The 14,835-nt window shown below is 50.2% G+C and carries 18 protein-coding genes; 4 read left to right on the top strand and 14 right to left on the bottom strand.

Annotated elements, in window-relative coordinates:
• Nucleotides 1-53: 53 nt before the first annotated feature.
• The 5 genes from A372_RS0122600 to A372_RS0122575 form a co-directional block, all read right to left on the bottom strand.
• Nucleotides 54-1,046, bottom strand: coding sequence for a phosphotransferase family protein (locus tag A372_RS0122600; protein WP_019423184.1), 993 nt, complete (start codon nucleotides 1,044-1,046; stop codon nucleotides 54-56).
• A 381-nt stretch (nucleotides 1,047-1,427) separates the two neighbouring features.
• A complete protein-coding gene (locus A372_RS0122595; RefSeq protein ID WP_019423183.1) occupies nucleotides 1,428-2,303 on the bottom strand; it encodes a hypothetical protein in 876 nt (291 codons plus the stop codon).
• Between the two features lie 390 nt (nucleotides 2,304-2,693).
• Nucleotides 2,694-4,268 carry a GMC family oxidoreductase gene (locus tag A372_RS0122585; protein WP_019423181.1) on the bottom strand — a complete coding sequence of 525 codons (1,575 nt, stop codon included), beginning with the start codon at nucleotides 4,266-4,268 and terminating at the stop codon, nucleotides 2,694-2,696.
• A complete protein-coding gene (locus A372_RS0122580; RefSeq protein ID WP_019423180.1) occupies nucleotides 4,265-4,861 on the bottom strand; it encodes a gluconate 2-dehydrogenase subunit 3 family protein in 597 nt (198 codons plus the stop codon). The genes A372_RS0122585 and A372_RS0122580 overlap by 4 nt, the downstream gene beginning before the upstream one ends.
• A gap of 33 nt (nucleotides 4,862-4,894) precedes the next feature.
• Entirely contained in the window at nucleotides 4,895-5,290 is a 396-nt protein-coding gene (locus A372_RS0122575) for a hypothetical protein (protein WP_019423179.1), read from the bottom strand.
• A 206-nt stretch (nucleotides 5,291-5,496) separates the two neighbouring features.
• Between A372_RS0122575 and A372_RS0122570 the strand changes: the two genes are divergently transcribed.
• Nucleotides 5,497-6,615 (top strand): mandelate racemase/muconate lactonizing enzyme family protein, encoded by a 1,119-nt coding sequence (locus A372_RS0122570; RefSeq protein ID WP_026011234.1) that lies wholly within the window; start codon nucleotides 5,497-5,499, stop codon nucleotides 6,613-6,615.
• Nucleotides 6,616-6,779: 164 nt separating this feature from the next.
• Here A372_RS0122570 and A372_RS0122565 read toward each other — a convergent pair whose 3' ends face one another.
• The 6 genes from A372_RS0122565 to A372_RS0122535 form a co-directional block, all read right to left on the bottom strand.
• Complete coding sequence (locus A372_RS0122565; protein WP_019423177.1) at nucleotides 6,780-7,208, bottom strand: VOC family protein; 429 nt, start codon at nucleotides 7,206-7,208, stop codon at nucleotides 6,780-6,782.
• 174 nt (nucleotides 7,209-7,382) lie between these two features.
• Nucleotides 7,383-7,856, bottom strand: coding sequence for a phosphotransferase (locus A372_RS39320; protein WP_083858918.1), 474 nt, complete (start codon nucleotides 7,854-7,856; stop codon nucleotides 7,383-7,385).
• Entirely contained in the window at nucleotides 7,763-8,362 is a 600-nt protein-coding gene (locus A372_RS39315) for a phosphotransferase (protein WP_026011232.1), read from the bottom strand. Before A372_RS39315 ends, A372_RS39320 begins: the two co-directional genes overlap by 94 nt.
• Nucleotides 8,363-8,696: 334 nt before the next feature.
• Nucleotides 8,697-9,536 carry a hypothetical protein gene (locus A372_RS0122545; protein ID WP_157259662.1) on the bottom strand — a complete coding sequence of 280 codons (840 nt, stop codon included), beginning with the start codon at nucleotides 9,534-9,536 and terminating at the stop codon, nucleotides 8,697-8,699.
• A 133-nt stretch (nucleotides 9,537-9,669) separates the two neighbouring features.
• Complete coding sequence (locus A372_RS0122540; RefSeq protein ID WP_019423174.1) at nucleotides 9,670-10,089, bottom strand: thiol-disulfide oxidoreductase DCC family protein; 420 nt, start codon at nucleotides 10,087-10,089, stop codon at nucleotides 9,670-9,672.
• 46 nt (nucleotides 10,090-10,135) lie between these two features.
• A complete protein-coding gene (locus A372_RS0122535; RefSeq protein WP_019423173.1) occupies nucleotides 10,136-10,705 on the bottom strand; it encodes a helix-turn-helix domain-containing protein in 570 nt (189 codons plus the stop codon).
• A gap of 119 nt (nucleotides 10,706-10,824) precedes the next feature.
• On the opposite strand from A372_RS0122535, the gene A372_RS0122530 reads away from it, so the two are divergent.
• A complete protein-coding gene (locus A372_RS0122530; RefSeq protein WP_019423172.1) occupies nucleotides 10,825-11,805 on the top strand; it encodes a DMT family transporter in 981 nt (326 codons plus the stop codon).
• 95 nt (nucleotides 11,806-11,900) lie between these two features.
• On the opposite strand, the gene A372_RS37580 is transcribed toward A372_RS0122530, so the two are convergent.
• Nucleotides 11,901-12,053: a hypothetical protein gene (locus A372_RS37580; RefSeq protein ID WP_019423171.1), complete on the bottom strand. Its 153-nt coding sequence runs from the start codon at nucleotides 12,051-12,053 to the stop codon at nucleotides 11,901-11,903.
• Nucleotides 12,054-12,255: 202 nt separating this feature from the next.
• A complete protein-coding gene (locus A372_RS36600; RefSeq protein ID WP_083858917.1) occupies nucleotides 12,256-12,450 on the bottom strand; it encodes a hypothetical protein in 195 nt (64 codons plus the stop codon).
• A 288-nt stretch (nucleotides 12,451-12,738) separates the two neighbouring features.
• On the opposite strand from A372_RS36600, the gene A372_RS0122520 reads away from it, so the two are divergent.
• A complete protein-coding gene (locus A372_RS0122520) occupies nucleotides 12,739-13,083 on the top strand; it encodes a DUF6262 family protein (RefSeq protein ID WP_026011231.1) in 345 nt (114 codons plus the stop codon).
• A gap of 149 nt (nucleotides 13,084-13,232) precedes the next feature.
• The gene (locus A372_RS0122515) at nucleotides 13,233-13,601 is read left to right on the top strand and encodes a winged helix-turn-helix transcriptional regulator (RefSeq protein ID WP_019423169.1); all 369 of its coding nucleotides are present in this window, start codon (nucleotides 13,233-13,235) and stop codon (nucleotides 13,599-13,601) included.
• Between the two features lie 59 nt (nucleotides 13,602-13,660).
• On the opposite strand, the gene A372_RS0122510 is transcribed toward A372_RS0122515, so the two are convergent.
• On the bottom strand, nucleotides 13,661-14,731 hold the full coding sequence (locus tag A372_RS0122510) for an SDR family oxidoreductase (protein WP_019423168.1): 1,071 nt from the start codon (nucleotides 14,729-14,731) through the stop codon (nucleotides 13,661-13,663).
• Between the last annotated feature and the right edge of the window lie 104 nt (nucleotides 14,732-14,835).

The raw sequence follows: 14,835 nt of genomic DNA, 5'->3' as shown, positions 1-14,835 counted from the left end.
GTGCTTCCCTTGTTGTTTTTGTTAATGATGTAAGTACATTTTTGAATTCGCTCTTATACGTGCGCTAGCTCAGTCATATGCCGAAGCTGCTCGAACGTAGCTTCAGCGAGCGCTTTTTCATGAAGATACTGCGCTTCATTGTTGTTCTGCACCTTATGGAAATAGGCGTTCATCAGTTGCAGCAGGAACATGTACGAAGTCCGGCGGATGTTCGCTTCATGCGAATCGTCCAACGTACGGCCATAACCTCTCATAAAGTGCGGGTTGTTGCCCCATAACGCAAATTCGTATTCCCGATCGCCGAACAACGCGCGGTCCGCATCGATAACAGCGGCGATGTCCCATGTACCGTTCTCTTCCCGTACCAACACATTTGGTTCCCACAGATCGTTATGCACAAAACGCGGCGCTTCTGCCAACTCGAACACATGCTTATGTTCACGGAAAAAGTCGTAATACGTTTGCATTACCATCTCGTCAAACACTTCGAACCGAGTCGTCTTCTCCGCGATCTCATCGGTGAAGGCTGCAATGAAGTCCCACCATGTGCGATACGCCCGTTCAGGATGATCCGGCTGAGGCCAGCCGTAATAGTCCGCCGTGATGCTGTGCATAGCCGCTGTAGCTTTCCCGAGGCGTTCTTGGATCGTGCTGCGATCCATATCCGACATCTTCGCTTCGTGAAGCGGAATGCCAGCCACATACTCTAGTACGACGTAGCTGCGCGGGATGATGCGATACGAATCGTCAAATGCCAGGATACGCGGCACGGGAATACCGACCCGGCGCAACTGCTCGTAAATCCACGATTCCTTCGCCATCATTTCGCGCTCGAATTGGAACAACAGCTCTTGCCGGGACGGAGCAAAGCGGATGATTACCTTCTGGTCAGGACACTTTGTAGTGACGAGATAGGTCGTATTGAACAGTCCGCCTTCCCGCAGCTTCGCCTCCGCCACGACCGTATCACGGTCAAATACGTGTTGAATAATGCGGGTCAGGCTATATTCATCCACAGCTTTAAAAATCCTTGAATTCTCATTCATGCTGAATCACTCCTCGAAGTAATCGAATTCATGTATGTCATTCATTAACAATTATCATAGACTTGCCTAACCTAGAATATAGCTGAATGCACGAACTGTCGATAGCAATTGTTGCATGAAAACGAATTAAATTTGAACTTTTGGTGACAATTGCAACAAAACAAAAGCGGCGGCTCCTATTAGGCCAGATTGACATCCAGAACGGCTTCCAGAATGATATCCATAATTGACTTCCGGAGCAATTTCATAACTGAAATCTTGAATGGGATCATTGATATATTCAAGCTTTCATCAGTTCATTGTACCCGATCAATCACTCGGTTGATTTCAATTCAACTTATATTGAAGTTGTGATTCCAATATAAGTTTACATAATAAATATTACGTTAATTTATTTTCTAAAAATCGATCTACTTGCTCCAAACACGTCTCCCAATCGTAGCCTGAGTTATCCAGAATGAAATGTTTCCAAGGGAGAAGCTTCAATACCTCTTTCTCGATGCTTTTGCGTTCACGCAGCACCTCAAGGCAGCCTTCCAGTCCCGTCAAGCCATGCGCTAATCCGTAGCCTTGTGATGTGTGATAATTCAGGAAGCCTTCATACCATGATGATGACCGGGTAATCGCCGCACGTTCCAGCGTGTCCCGTATATCTGACTGATCATAATAGAACAACACGGGCTCGAGCTTCCGCACCCGCTCGGCCAGGTCCAGTATGAACGACAGGATGTTCCGGCGGGCTGCATGATGCCGCACGAGCATGGCGCAAAGCGTATTTTGCAGGAAGCAGCATTCGAAAATATATACCTTCTCCTCTGCGGCAGCGCGCGCTCCGAATCGTTCCCAACGTGATAGCAGCAGCTCGCAATACTTCTCCATCGGCAGACCGTCGTAAATATCATACGGACGCACATGCTGGATGATCGCATTCATTACAGCCTGCTTGGACGGATCGGACCGCTCCCCTCCAGCCATTGCATGCATTCGGCCATAGCAGAACAAGTAATCCTCGTCCTCATGTACTGTACAGGCCAATACCGTATCCCGCTCATGCGGGAATAGGCGCATCAGCTCCTTGAACTGTTCTTCCGTTAGACAGGCGGTATATTCGTAATCCGCTGGATGATCCGTGTTGCCTTCCACATACAGCTCAGCCACAACCCCCCGCTCCCGAAGCTTGTCATAGATGTGCTGCGCTGTCGTCGTCTTGCCCGAACCTGCTACACCTTCAACAATAATCAACTTGGTGTTTTTCATCCTTCTTCTCTCTCCTTTACCCGTCGTCCACGGGCGCACAAATAGCCGCAGGAACATCCCTGCGGCTGTTATTTCACGGCATACGCCGATCCAGATCAAAAAGACCGCAGGAATCCGTCCCCTGCAGTCGTTCATTACGGCAACAAATCTGTAACATGCCAACGTGTCTAGCGGGAGAATGCAATGCTTCCCGCTGCTCGCGCGCTAATCGGGACGGAATATATGAATAGGTTAAATGGAACGTTCGCATTCTCCATCAACATGAGTTCCGCCTCCTTTCGCTTTGCATGTGTATGATTGAATCCATTTTATTTTATGTTCTCTTCCAAACTGTGTCAACTATATTTCCCATGCCAATTCATCATGTGTGCCTATTTCCCGCTCATGCGTTTACAGTTCTCTGCGCTTGGCCTGCTCCTTGATATAATCTGCGGTCCGAAGTGCCAATGCCATGACCGTGTTCGTCGGATTCGCTCCACCAGACGTGACGAAGATGCTCGCATCGCATACGAACAGGTTCGGAATGTCGTGACTCTGTCCATAAGAGTTGACGACCGATGAACGGGCATCGTTGCCCATGCGGCAACCGCCCATCAAATGCGCCGTATCGGGGACAACAAACCGGACATGACCACCCGCCGCCTCCAAGATGGAGCTCATCGTTACCACCGCATGATCGATGAGCTTGCGATCATTCTCACCGTAGCTGAACGTTACTTTCGCCCGGGGCAGCCCATACTCGTCCTTCTCCTCGGCCAGCGAGACCCGGTTGTCCGGATTCGGAAGCACCTCGCCGACCATGGTTGCACGGGCGTAATAGTTGTAATCGAGCATTTCCTCCCGCAGCCTTTTGCCCCAGAGCGGACCTGACTGCGATTGGCTGATCGCTTGTCCGAAGCTGACGGGACGGGCCCCGTGCGCATGCAGCGAATAGCCTCGCACGAATCCACGTTCCCGATCGGTCTCATAGAAATCCTGGGTAGTCGCGAGCACGGGAGTGCCTTTATACAGCCGAATGTCACGATCGAATTTGGCGTACACATCATGACTGGAATGCGGCATGATGGCCTTGCCTACCCATCCGCTGCTGTTAGCCAGCCCATCCGGGAATTGCGCATTCGCCGAATGGAGCAGCAAGCGCGGCGTCTCAACTGCGTATGCGGACAAGATGACGACCTTCGCCAGCTGCTTATACTTCTTCCCTTTGTGCATGAACTCCACTCCGGAAGCCTTGCCGTCGGGCTTCATGAGCACCTGGGTCACCATGCAATCCGCCAACACTTCCGCGCCCGCCTGCATCGCTTTTGGAATATGAACAATTAACGTACTGAACTTCGAATTCGGCATGCATCCTTGATTGCAAAAGCCGCGGTTGATACATGGAGGACGGCCTTCGAACGGTGCGGACAGGATGGCAAGCGGCGGCACGGAAGAGAGGATGCCCAGCTTCTCACACCCCTGCATAAATGTATAAGCGTTCGGACTGAGCGGCTCGCGCTCCGGATACGGGTACGGGCCGTGATAGCTGCCCCACGGGAAATGCTTTGGCCCGGATACAGCAATTTCCTGTTCGTTGCGCAAATAATATGGCTCTAGATCCTGATATGTTATCGGCCAGTTCTCGCCCACGCCGTCTACCGATTTCACACGAAAATCCGATTCGTGAAACCGCAGGAAGACGGCCGTAAAATGGACCGTTCCACCGCCTACGCCCCGGCCGGAGTTGTTGTGTCCCATCTTCAGCGGATTGTTCCCGTCCACGATGCGTGTGTCCTGCCAGCCTAAGTTCTTCATGGTGAGCTCGTCACTTGCGAAGTCGGACTGCGGATCGCGGAAAGGCCCCGCCTCCAACACGACGACGCGCAGGCCCGCTTCGCTCAATTCCTTGGCCAACACGCCGCCAGCCGCTCCGGCGCCGACGATGACGACATCGGCCTCTTCATTGGCATACTTCCGTGTAATCATGCCTCCGTCTTCGCCTCCCATGGGTCGAGCTGACCGATATCGCCCCGGACATATCCTCGCGGATATGCCGGACCCGCGTACCCAATCTCGGACCATATGTCCGGATAAGAGCAGTACGCATCGATTGCCGTGCCAAGTAGCTTCTTGAATAGCCCTTTCTGCTTAAGAGCAGTCCATTCCGGTGAGATCTGAAGCTTGCCCTGGCTTAACCGCTCCAAAATCTCAGATTGCTCTGCCCCCTCCAATTGGTCGAACGGCGCCCCATGTTCGTTCAGGGCCTTATTATCCAATAGTTGAAGACCTTCCCGTATGAGTGTCTTTTCTTCCGGCACTCCGGTTTTGCGCTGTCCCTCCCCTGTTTTACTCGTTATAATCTGATCAAAGTGCACCAATATGTATAAAATGACATTATCGCGATCATCGTCGACGAGCAACCTGCAGACTGCGCCAAGTGTCGCGAGCTCTAATTCCTGCAACGACTGGCAAGTTGTATCTTCGCGCAACCGCTCGGTTACGATGTCCTGCGTATGTGAATCCCATTCGTCCCGTTCCTTCATCACATCGAACGAAGGATAATGACTCTTTTTAGCCATAGCTTTAACCCCCTGTCTTCACCATGATTATCCTTAGACGGTCCAATACAAGGCTACCAAGCCCAAGGCGCTCATTGCCGTTATCATCAGCGGCAGCACAACGGGAGGCCCGATGAGAAAATTCCGGAACGCCCATCCTCCGACACGCTTGCCCACGCCGCTCACATGAAAGTAGAATCCGGCTAGACCGGCAACTGCCCCTATCCACATGAGCACTTGGAACAACCCCCTTATCCAACTCGCGTTGTTGAACGAAAGCAAGAGGCCTGCAACGAAAAAAACGGGTGTTGCGATTACCGGCACCCACATGGCCGCATGGTGGAAATTTTGCCGGTAGTGATATAACGTCACTTGAATGCCAATCATCAAAAAAGCAAGGCTGACGAACAAGATAAGGACACGGTCCAGCGACCAAGACGCCCACTCCATGCTGCTTCCCTCTTTTCATATCATCGTTACACCTAATATTTCCTTTCTCTTCTCCCCGTATCCGTCACGATGAAAAACGGAGCTCCGGTCTGTGCATATATGATAAGCCGGTTCATAGTAACAGCCACGGCTTTGCATACTAGATAAAGGTTCGTTAATCAGAAAGATGCAGCAAAACAATTGCATGAAATGTAGAGGTGATCCCACTGCGAATTACACATATAGACACGTTCCCGCTGCTGTACCGGAATCCGAAGCCATACGGTGACGCCAACGGGCCGAAAGCATACCGCTCCACCTATCTTGTCCGCTTGGTGACAGAATCCGGTATAACCGGATGGGGAGAGTGCTCGGGGTGGCTGCCTGCCTTGGAGTGCACCTTCCGGGAGCAGATTATTCCCTACCTTCTCGGCCAAGACGCCCGATTGCGGTCAAAAATCGTTCAGACGATCGGCAGTTGGCATACCCGCCCGGCTTCAGCCGTCAGCATGGCGCTTACGGACATCGCCGCCCGCAGAAGGGGACAATCGATATGCGGGTTATGGGGCGGACCGTTGCGCGAACAAGTTCCTGTTTATGCCTCATTTCAAACGTATACGGAAGATGACACGTGGGAGAACGTTTCGCTCCGGCGGATTGAGGAAGCGCTCGCTCAAGGCTTTACGCATATGAAAGTGAAGGTGGGCGGGAAGCCGCTCGCCGATGACATGCGGCATATTCATTCCCTTCAATCCCGCTTCGGCGGACACATCGCACTCGCGCTCGATGCCAATCAGAGCTACGACGCGGCAGCGGCATGCGCTTGGCAGCCACTCATCGGACAGTGGGACAATTGGATGTGGTTTGAGGAGCCTCTGCCGATGCATCAGTGGGAACAATATCTCTATTGCAGGCAAAAGCTGAGCCTTCCGATAAGTGGAGGCGAGAATGTGGCGGAGGCGAGAATATTCATGAACGCCGTGCAGCAGCAAGCCTTCGATATTATTCAGCCAGATCCGGTTCATGTCGGCGATCTGGATGAATATCGCGGGATCCTGCAGCTGGCGCGATTCGCCGGAGTGCGCGTCTCGCCGCACACTTATGACGGGGCGCTTGCACGCTGTTATGCCTTATATGCGCAAGCTTGCCTGAAGCCATGGAGCAAGATGGAGCAAGATTCCATCGAGCCTGTCGAATGGGATGTGATGGATAATCCGTTCAATGCTATCGTGCCGCTTCAGGCCGAGCAAGGCATGGTCCGCATTCCGTCAGGGATCGGAATCGGGCTTGAGGTCGATGAAGAGTTGCTCCGCCATTATCGTTGGGACGGCTCCCGCTATTGGTAGCTCGTGATTTCCCGCCGCTCGTCTCTTTCGTATTCCTTCCCTTCAAGGCCGAGGCACCCCGCCCGCAGTCGCAGAGGGCAAGGGTATGAGTCGGTGCGACGCGGTTGATAGGAAAGGCGAAGCATCCGCTTCGCCTTCTACATATCTTCCTCCGTGCTCTTGTATTATCGATTCGGGAAATCCAACTGCCAGCGGATGCTGTACCGATCTTCAAGCACTGCGAATTTCGATTTCCAAAATGTGTCCTGTAACGGCATGAACACTTGGCCGCCCAGTGACAACTGCTCGTACAAGCGATTGATTTCCTCTTCGGACTCACACGACACGGTCAACGCCACTTTGTGCCCATCTGCTTTATCGGACGGACAACCTAAGCTGTCTGCGCAATACATCGTTTGTCCGGCTAACGTGAATTCGGCATGAATCAGCTTATCAGCGTCGGCATCAGAAATGGTCCATTCCACATTGCTCTTCGCCTCCCCATATCGGGAAACGGTAACAATCTCACCGCCTCCGAACAGGGAAATGTAGTTTTTCATCGCTTCTTCCGCCTGACCGTTGAACATTAAGTAAGGCACGATTTTCGCTTTCATGCAATCAACCTCCGCTATCATTCAAATCGTGAATCCTGAGCAGCCGCCTATAATTTACCGCACCGACGCGTCCGCTATACAGTCCGGTCTCCTGTGCCGATTAGGCAAAACACTATAATTTCATTAATGTAATGCGATTTTATAGCTTAACCTTTTTGATTTGCCTCTGTAAGTTTAACGCTGTTGAATTTTACTCCGGATGTCATCCATCACATCAATCAGCTTCTTTCTTAATCCCATTAACCATTCGGGATGATCGCTGGTTGGATCAATATCAACACTGCGGTACAGGTCTGCATAGAGAATAGGTTCATACATGCGGATAAACCATGGAATTTGCTCCGGCAGCAGTGGATCAACAGATGTTTCTAGCGCATATCCGCGCACAAACTGCTGAATTCCTGGATGCGCGCCCTCAGTACCTTCCAGCCACAAATCCTTTAGGGTAAATGCAATATCGGCCGCATACCAATAACGGGCACATTCGTCGAAATCAAATACGCCCACATCATCCCCAACCCAATGCTGGTTATCCAAATCGAAATCATAATGTATCAGCCCATACGTATCCTCCGTTTGCTCCAACCTCTCCGCCCATTGCAGAACCAATCCCAGTTCCCGATGAATCGCCTCTTCTTCCGCCGGCACTGTATCTCTGACGGATTCAAGGTGATTCCGCCAGTCTGGACGGCGCTCCGATGTCTCTGCTTGAAGATGTGGTGCAGACGGCCAAGCCCCCGGCCCCACGCAACGAATTGCTCCTCCGTAAGCTGCTCATCATCGATTTGGTTCCCTTCTACCGCTTCGAACACCGTCGCATGGAACGTTCCCCACTGTGTCGGCACTTCTTCCACGTAACGGCCATTCCGGGATTTCACCGGTTGACCTGCACGGATAGACTGCTCTCGTAAATATAACAGCACGTCCATTTCCGCTTCGATCGACGCTCGTATTCTTTCGCATTCATCATTGAATCGAAGATAACGCCGCACGCCCTGTCTCGTGAATGAAAAGACAGAATTCGCGCTTGAGCGGACATAATAGAGCGAGCCGGGATCGTGCTCCCACCGCTCCATTGTTTTCTCCCCCAGCGGACTTTGCCAGTTTTCATTCAACGTCGCCACAATTTTCTTCATCGTGCTCAACTTCATCATTTGACATCACCTCGGTTTGATTTATCGTCTTGCTTTACCAAACTCGAAGTTAATGATTATTGCGTCCGCTCCCCCGACCATGACAGCTATATCCATAAAAAAGCGCAAAAAAGCCATGGCTCTCATCGCCATGGCTCAATACACCCATAATTGGTGCAGGTTACGCATCCGTACAGGAAAGTGAGGGGCAACGAAACGATAAGTCAGCATTGCAAATCATTAACTTCATCATCGTTCATTCTCACTCCCTTCCATTCAAGTTGATCGGGTTATAGCATACTCACGCAGGAAAAGACAGGAATAATTTCTACAAGCGCTCCGCGCGAGACGTCCGTTACCCCCTGCGCCTGCGGGAACGATCAGGCCACGGGGCCGTGAACAAGGTCGCTGGCATGAACAAGACGGCCGCGAACAAGGCCACCCAGGCCAATGTATGCTGCATCCCTGCTTCATGTTGGCGCACAGCCTCCAGTGAATCGCCGACGACATATCCTGCCTTCGGCATTTCAACTTCCTCGCTTGGTTGATGCGGGGTCATTCCGGCAAAGGTGACCGCATCCGAGCCGTTCGGGAACTGCATCGGCACCAGCTTCCCTTCCTTCGCCTCACCGACGACGGTAACCTGCTGACCTAAAGCTATGCCTTCGTACGACAGCGCTTTCCCCTTAGGTTCCAAGATGAGAACGTCCCCATCTTCGACGGTCTGTCCGCTCTGGCTCAAGACCTCTTCCCCGAGTATTACTGGCTGGTCCGTCAGACGATACACGGATGACATTAACGGAATTCCGTTTATCGTCAATCCTTCCGTACTTCCAACCGTAGATAGGTATCGGATCGTATAGGCGCATTTTCTGGAATTGCAGGACCATTCGCGTTCCTGCTTCACCAAGAGCGCATAATCATCGGCCAAATGATCATCACGCGCCGGCAAGACGGACTGCAGCGGACCCGTCACCGCTACGATGCCGCTCGTATCGGGTCCAAGCGCCTGTACCTCTTGCGCTTGCTCCAGCGCATTCTCCCAGCCTTTGGATTCGCTGTACATCAATCCGAAGCCGCCAAAGACCAACAGGTCGGCAATGAGGAAAAAGATGAACCAGCCGCTGACGCCCCGCTTGGCAGTCCGCCTGACATTACGTTTGGATGTAGCTGCGTATCCTCGTTTTGTCATCATGCATCCCTTCTATCAACTGCTTTCTATCATCTTACCTTGTAGAGAAGAAAGGAACCAATCGAGCAAAATACCTATTTTTCTTATGCTTCCCTTCGCAATGGCACCTTTGATCATCAGGATTTGACGGGTAGAATCAGTTCTTTTTATCCAAATGGCCTTGATGAATCGAACAGCCTTGATCATCGCAAGCTCCAGATGGCACGATGCTGCGCCGGGTGGCAATCCAATCGTACAGCTTGTCTCCAATGCCTGACTTCATGCCGAGCCAGACGAACGGGCTGATAGGCATGAGGAGCGGTACGCGTGTGCACAGCTTATGAACCGCTGCGATACCGGACTGCATGCGGCCGTCATGAACGGTTCGCACATGCATCCGTGCTTCAAGTTCTTGAGGAGATACGGACACATGCTGGATTTCTTCCGGATTGCGGATGGAATAGAATCGCAGGCATCCGAGCCAGTCCCAGCGCTCCAAACGCCGGCGAATGCCTTTGCATAACGGGCACCAGCCGTCATAATACACCTCGATCAGAAGACGCTTCCGCACATTCATCCTTCTCCTCCCTTTTGTTGCTATCCCGTTCAAGTCTTTATATATTTCAAGGGTAACACATAGTCAAATGCAATACCGTCTCTTCATTGCTGACGTTCTTGTACTGGTGCGATTCCGTAGCCGAGAATTGAATGGAATCGAACGTATTCAGCGTATACGATTCATCCCCGATCGTCAATTCGATAGTTCCCGTCATTACCGTGAGGATTTCCATCGTACCGGCATGATGGCTTTCCGGGATGTATACGGTATGCGGCTGTACGTACGCGCGGTGCATCTCCAGCTTCTCCCTGACATCGCTGAACATGGGCTCCAGCGTCCAGCCTGGATTGTCGCTGTCATATTTCGGTCCTTGACCGGCCCGTGATATCGATACGGCATTTTCCGGCTTCAGCAGCGCCATTAACGGAATTGACAGCTGCTTCGAAATTTTCCACATCATTCCGATGGTCGGATTCGTTTCCCCGCGCTCGATGTTCCCAAGCGTCAATTTACTCACGCCGGTTAGCGACGCGAGTTCTTCCAGGCTGAGCTTCCGGTCTTTCCTCAGCTTGCGTAAATTGCAGCCGACCGACTGCATCAGCATCTTCGTTTCATCTTCTTGAACAGGCTTCATGAGCGCATCCCATCCTTTACGAGTAACAACTAAATATATTTTAATTTACTTTTTATAAATTATAGTATATCATACTTAACTGTAAACAATTGAAAATGATTATCAACGAGGTGAATGTTGTGAGAGCCATACTTGTCGGCATATTATCGTCGCTGTTCTTCTCGGCGACCTTCATTATCAACCGCGCCATGAACCTGTCAGGAACGAGCTGGGCTTGGACCGCATCGCTCCGCTTCCTGCTCGCGCTTCCCTTTCTCATTGCTATTGTCGCCTTCCGCGGCAATTTGCCAGGCTTGTTCCGCGAAATGCGCAAGCATCCGTTTCAATGGCTGCTATGGGGCACCCTTGGCGGGGTCGGCTTTTATTCGTTGTTAAGCTTCGCGGCCGTCTACGCTCCATCCTGGCTCACTTCCGGAACGTGGCAGATTACGATACTGGCAGGAGCCTTGCTGTCTCCGCTGTTCTTCGTCACCGTTCCTTCGGAGGAAGGTCCACGGAAAGTGCGTCAAGCTATCCCCTACAAAAGCTTGCGGATATCTGTCATTATATTAATCGGTGTCATCCTGATGCAAGTGACGGAAGCGGGACAAATAACGACGGCTGAGCTGCTATCCGGATTTATTCCGGTGCTCATCGCCGCATTTCTGTATCCGCTCGGCAACCGCAAAATGATGGAACTGTGTCACGGCAAGTTGGACACCTTCCAGCGCACGCTAGGCATGGCGCTCAGCAGCCTGCCAATTGCGTTGCTGCTCGGCGCTTACGGCACAGCCACCGTCGGTTGGCCGACAGGTTCGCAAATGGTTCAGGCGCTGCTGCTCGCGATTTGCTCCGGTGTCATCGCCAGCTTGCTATTCTTCCTGGCCACTGATATGGCGAAGCATAACACGGTGCTGTTGGCCGCAGTCGAATCCACCCAATCCGGAACCATGATATTTACGGTCTTGGGTGAAGTTCTCCTACTGAGCGGTACGTTCCCGCAAGGATGGTCGATGGTCGGCATGATTATCGTCATCATCGGCATGATTGCGACCAGCTTGTCGGGCAGACGTTTTGCTCCGGCGAAGCCCGCTGTGGCGGTAAAGGACAACAGCGTGTAACCTCCAAATAGAAAGCTGACGCCTGTATGATTCCAGCGTCAGCTTTCATTACGTTTATCAAGCAACTGCGCTTAAAGACAGCCTGCTGCAGCGTGCTACGTGCGCAATTCAGATTCAAGAAAAGCAAAATCCAGATCCATTATCCCGTGCAATACCTCAGCGTGGTGCTGGTCCAACATATCCAACGGATCTCGATTCAACATTCCGATGTCGGTGCTTTGGTGAAATACGACCAACGTCAGAGGCATAAAAAAATTCCCCTCTCCAATCTCTCCAATGATCATCATAACAAAGACCGTTTGCCAACACTATATTTTTCATGTATATATCGCTACATACGACAAAACCTCCGGCAGCAACCGGAGGTTTTAATTGTTATCATCAGAAGGTAAAAGGAACCATGGTAAGTTATTATTTTCACAATGTTTTGTAAGCTAAATGTAGTTTTTCTTATGCGTAGTAAGCGTTCAGCAAATCACGAGTTTCTTCTTTACACAGTTCTGGAGCAAGGCCTTGGTCTGCCCAGCATTGACGGCACGTTTCTTCGGTTGTGCATTGATGCTTATCATCACACATATAGCAAAGTTGGAGGTAGTTGCGGGTTACTGTATCTGTATTGGTTTCAAACGTTTTGAATGTTCTCATTATTCTCACTCCCTCTTCTTTATGGCTTAACTATATCATGAATTTGTGCTAACGTATGTGAATTAAATCACATAATCTAGTTTGTCCAAATTTTGAGGAGAACATACCTGCCATTCTCAATCTGCCTCTATCGAAAGCATGAAACGGCTATCTACTTTTTAGCGCGATGTACTATTGACCGTTTCCAGCTGTGTCTGTGTCGCGCACTGCTCTATCCATTGGATTTTGTACAATAGATCTATTAAGCCCCCTAATCCCCTTGGACACTTCCGGACCAAGCACTAAAACATGTCTAATTACGATCGCAGAGCGCATTTAAAGCAGGTTCATGAGGCAAGTAGACGGCTAATAAAAGCTAAGGAGAACATCAACTTTAATAGTGTGGCAGTTGATGCTGGCGTTAGCAAAGCAACGCTCTATAACAATCCTGAGATACGAGGACGCATTGAATCGCTACGTCAACAGCAAGCTCAAGTGCCGACACCAAAACAAATCAAGCGAGAGATGGATAAAAACAACAAGGACGCCATCATTGCCTCGCTAAAACGAAAGATGTATAGGCTTGAAGAAGAAAATAAAGAGTTGCGACTACAACTTAAGTTTTCCTATGCAGAGGTCTTTCAAAAGATTTGAGGAAATGTCTGTTACCTTATTCAACTAACTGGCAGGATAGCGTAATATTTTAGTTGTAGTTATAATGTTTAATAGGGCCATTTAATTGTTCCAATTCATCAGGAGTTACCAATGACCTGAGTCGAAACATTCGAAAAGGGGCAAGTTGTGTGAAAAAGACTGAAAAAATTTACAACACTGCAGTAGAGGCAACTTTAGAGGTAATTGGTGGGAAATGGAAACCTGTTATTCTCTTTCATCTGACATTTGGTAAGAAACGTAATAATGAATTTAAGAGCTTGATTCCCGCAATTACTCAAAAGATGTTAACGCAGCACCTTCGGGAGCTTGAAGAAGAGGGCGTCATCTTACGCATTTCCTATAATCAGGTACCACCGAGAGTTGAGTATGAGTTGACAGACTACGGATGGAGTCTAAAGGAACTCCTACATCTGATGTGCCGTTGGGGGGATTCGCATATAGAGAGAAAGCACGAGGGAAAGGCTACCGTTCTGGTTAATTCAATGCTTACAGACTAAATAACAGTTAAGAAACCGACCCAATATACAAGGTCGGCTTTCTTATTTTATACGGTAGTTTATGGGATAACTTTACGCTTGCGGAAGTCGTCGAAGATGTTCATAAACATTGCTTCGGTATCGACGAATTCGTGAAAGCCTAAACGACGAGCCTTAGTTCCGTCCGCAAAAAAATCGTAATCCCATGCAAACACGAAATCGCCGAATAGCCAAGAGGATACATCTTTATAGGAATTCCGAGCAAGCCCATGCTTCTCAACCATTTTGTTCCAAAGCTGCTCCTTGTCCGCCATGACAACGTCCAGAGACATCTGCAACGGGGGCGCTGTTTCCATGCCAAAGTATTGAGCGATCTTCGGCCATAACTCATTCCAACGAAACAGATCGCCATTCGTAATGTTGAATGCCTGATTCGCACAGCGCTCGTCGGTCGCCGCCCATACTGTTGCCTTTGCGAGAAGCCCAGCGTCTGTCATCTCCAAGAGGCTGTTGTAAGCTCCCGGCTTACCTGGAAACCGCAAAGGTATTCCAAGTTCCTTCGAAATTGAAGCGTAAATCGCTATGACCATTGCGAGGTTCATCGGATTTCCAAGCGAGAAGCCGCAGACTACAGAAGGACGGAGTGCCGACCAAGTCCAAGCCTTACCTTTTTGCCGTTGTTCTAAGAAATCTTGCTGATCAATATTGAACTCAGGAGGCATGTGGTTGGCGTCTGTCTCACGAGCAGGAGTTTTGAACGGGCCGAGATGTGCGCCGTATACCTTGTATCCCTGCATCAGACTGACATGTTTCAAGCCCGACGCGATTGGTTCGATCACTTCTATGATGTTCACTAACATGGCGAGATTCGGTGGAACAAGTTCAGCCCAAGTTGGACGGTCTTGGTAAGCAGCATAAAAAATGTGTGTTACCTCAGTTAAATCGCTTAACTTCTCGTGAAGCTCGTCTATATTGAGCAGATCCGCAGCTACATATCGAACACGGTTGCTAGATTCTCCACCGCGACGCGATACGCCGATCACGTCCCAATCAGGGAGAGTGATGAGGTGATCGATGAGGTTGCGACCTATAACACCATTTGCACCCACGACCAAGGCGACTTTGCGTGTTGTTGTAGATTCAATATTCATAGTGTTTCAGCTCCTTCTGTACTATTCTTTGTACAACATTATTTTGCATCAACTAACCATACATGGGAAGTACGCACATTAAAGTGACATAAGCACTTTAAAGT

The sequence above is a fragment of the Paenibacillus sp. OSY-SE genome (genome assembly GCF_000283315.1).
GTDB classification, from domain to species: domain Bacteria; phylum Bacillota; class Bacilli; order Paenibacillales; family Paenibacillaceae; genus Paenibacillus_B; species Paenibacillus_B profundus.
Note: the sequence above shows the minus strand (reverse complement) of the source record. Positions and strands in the feature narration are given on the sequence as shown.

Bases quoted from the DNA above. Each gene is read 5' to 3' on its own strand.
- A372_RS37580 (WP_019423171.1), bottom strand. From the start codon at position 12,053: ATGCCTCTGACGTTGGTCGTATTTCACCAAAGCACCGACATCGGAATG.
- A372_RS0122510 (WP_019423168.1), bottom strand. From the start codon at position 14,731: ATGAATATTGAATCTACAACAACACGCAAAGTCGCCTTGGTCGTGGGT.
- A372_RS0122580 (WP_019423180.1), bottom strand. From the start codon at position 4,861: ATGGCTAAAAAGAGTCATTATCCTTCGTTCGATGTGATGAAGGAACGG.
- A372_RS0122540 (WP_019423174.1), bottom strand. From the start codon at position 10,089: ATGAATGTGCGGAAGCGTCTTCTGATCGAGGTGTATTATGACGGCTGG.
- A372_RS0122575 (WP_019423179.1), bottom strand. From the start codon at position 5,290: ATGGAGTGGGCGTCTTGGTCGCTGGACCGTGTCCTTATCTTGTTCGTC.
- A372_RS0122535 (WP_019423173.1), bottom strand. From the start codon at position 10,705: ATGAAGCCTGTTCAAGAAGATGAAACGAAGATGCTGATGCAGTCGGTC.
- A372_RS39315 (WP_026011232.1), bottom strand. From the start codon at position 8,362: ATGATGAAGTTGAGCACGATGAAGAAAATTGTGGCGACGTTGAATGAA.
- A372_RS0122565 (WP_019423177.1), bottom strand. From the start codon at position 7,208: ATGAAAGCGAAAATCGTGCCTTACTTAATGTTCAACGGTCAGGCGGAA.
- A372_RS0122585 (WP_019423181.1), bottom strand. From the start codon at position 4,268: ATGATTACACGGAAGTATGCCAATGAAGAGGCCGATGTCGTCATCGTC.
- A372_RS0122520 (WP_026011231.1), top strand. From the start codon at position 12,739: ATGTCTAATTACGATCGCAGAGCGCATTTAAAGCAGGTTCATGAGGCA.
- A372_RS36600 (WP_083858917.1), bottom strand. From the start codon at position 12,450: ATGAGAACATTCAAAACGTTTGAAACCAATACAGATACAGTAACCCGC.
- A372_RS0122545 (WP_157259662.1), bottom strand. From the start codon at position 9,536: ATGATGACAAAACGAGGATACGCAGCTACATCCAAACGTAATGTCAGG.
- A372_RS0122600 (WP_019423184.1), bottom strand. From the start codon at position 1,046: ATGAATGAGAATTCAAGGATTTTTAAAGCTGTGGATGAATATAGCCTG.
- A372_RS0122595 (WP_019423183.1), bottom strand. From the start codon at position 2,303: ATGAAAAACACCAAGTTGATTATTGTTGAAGGTGTAGCAGGTTCGGGC.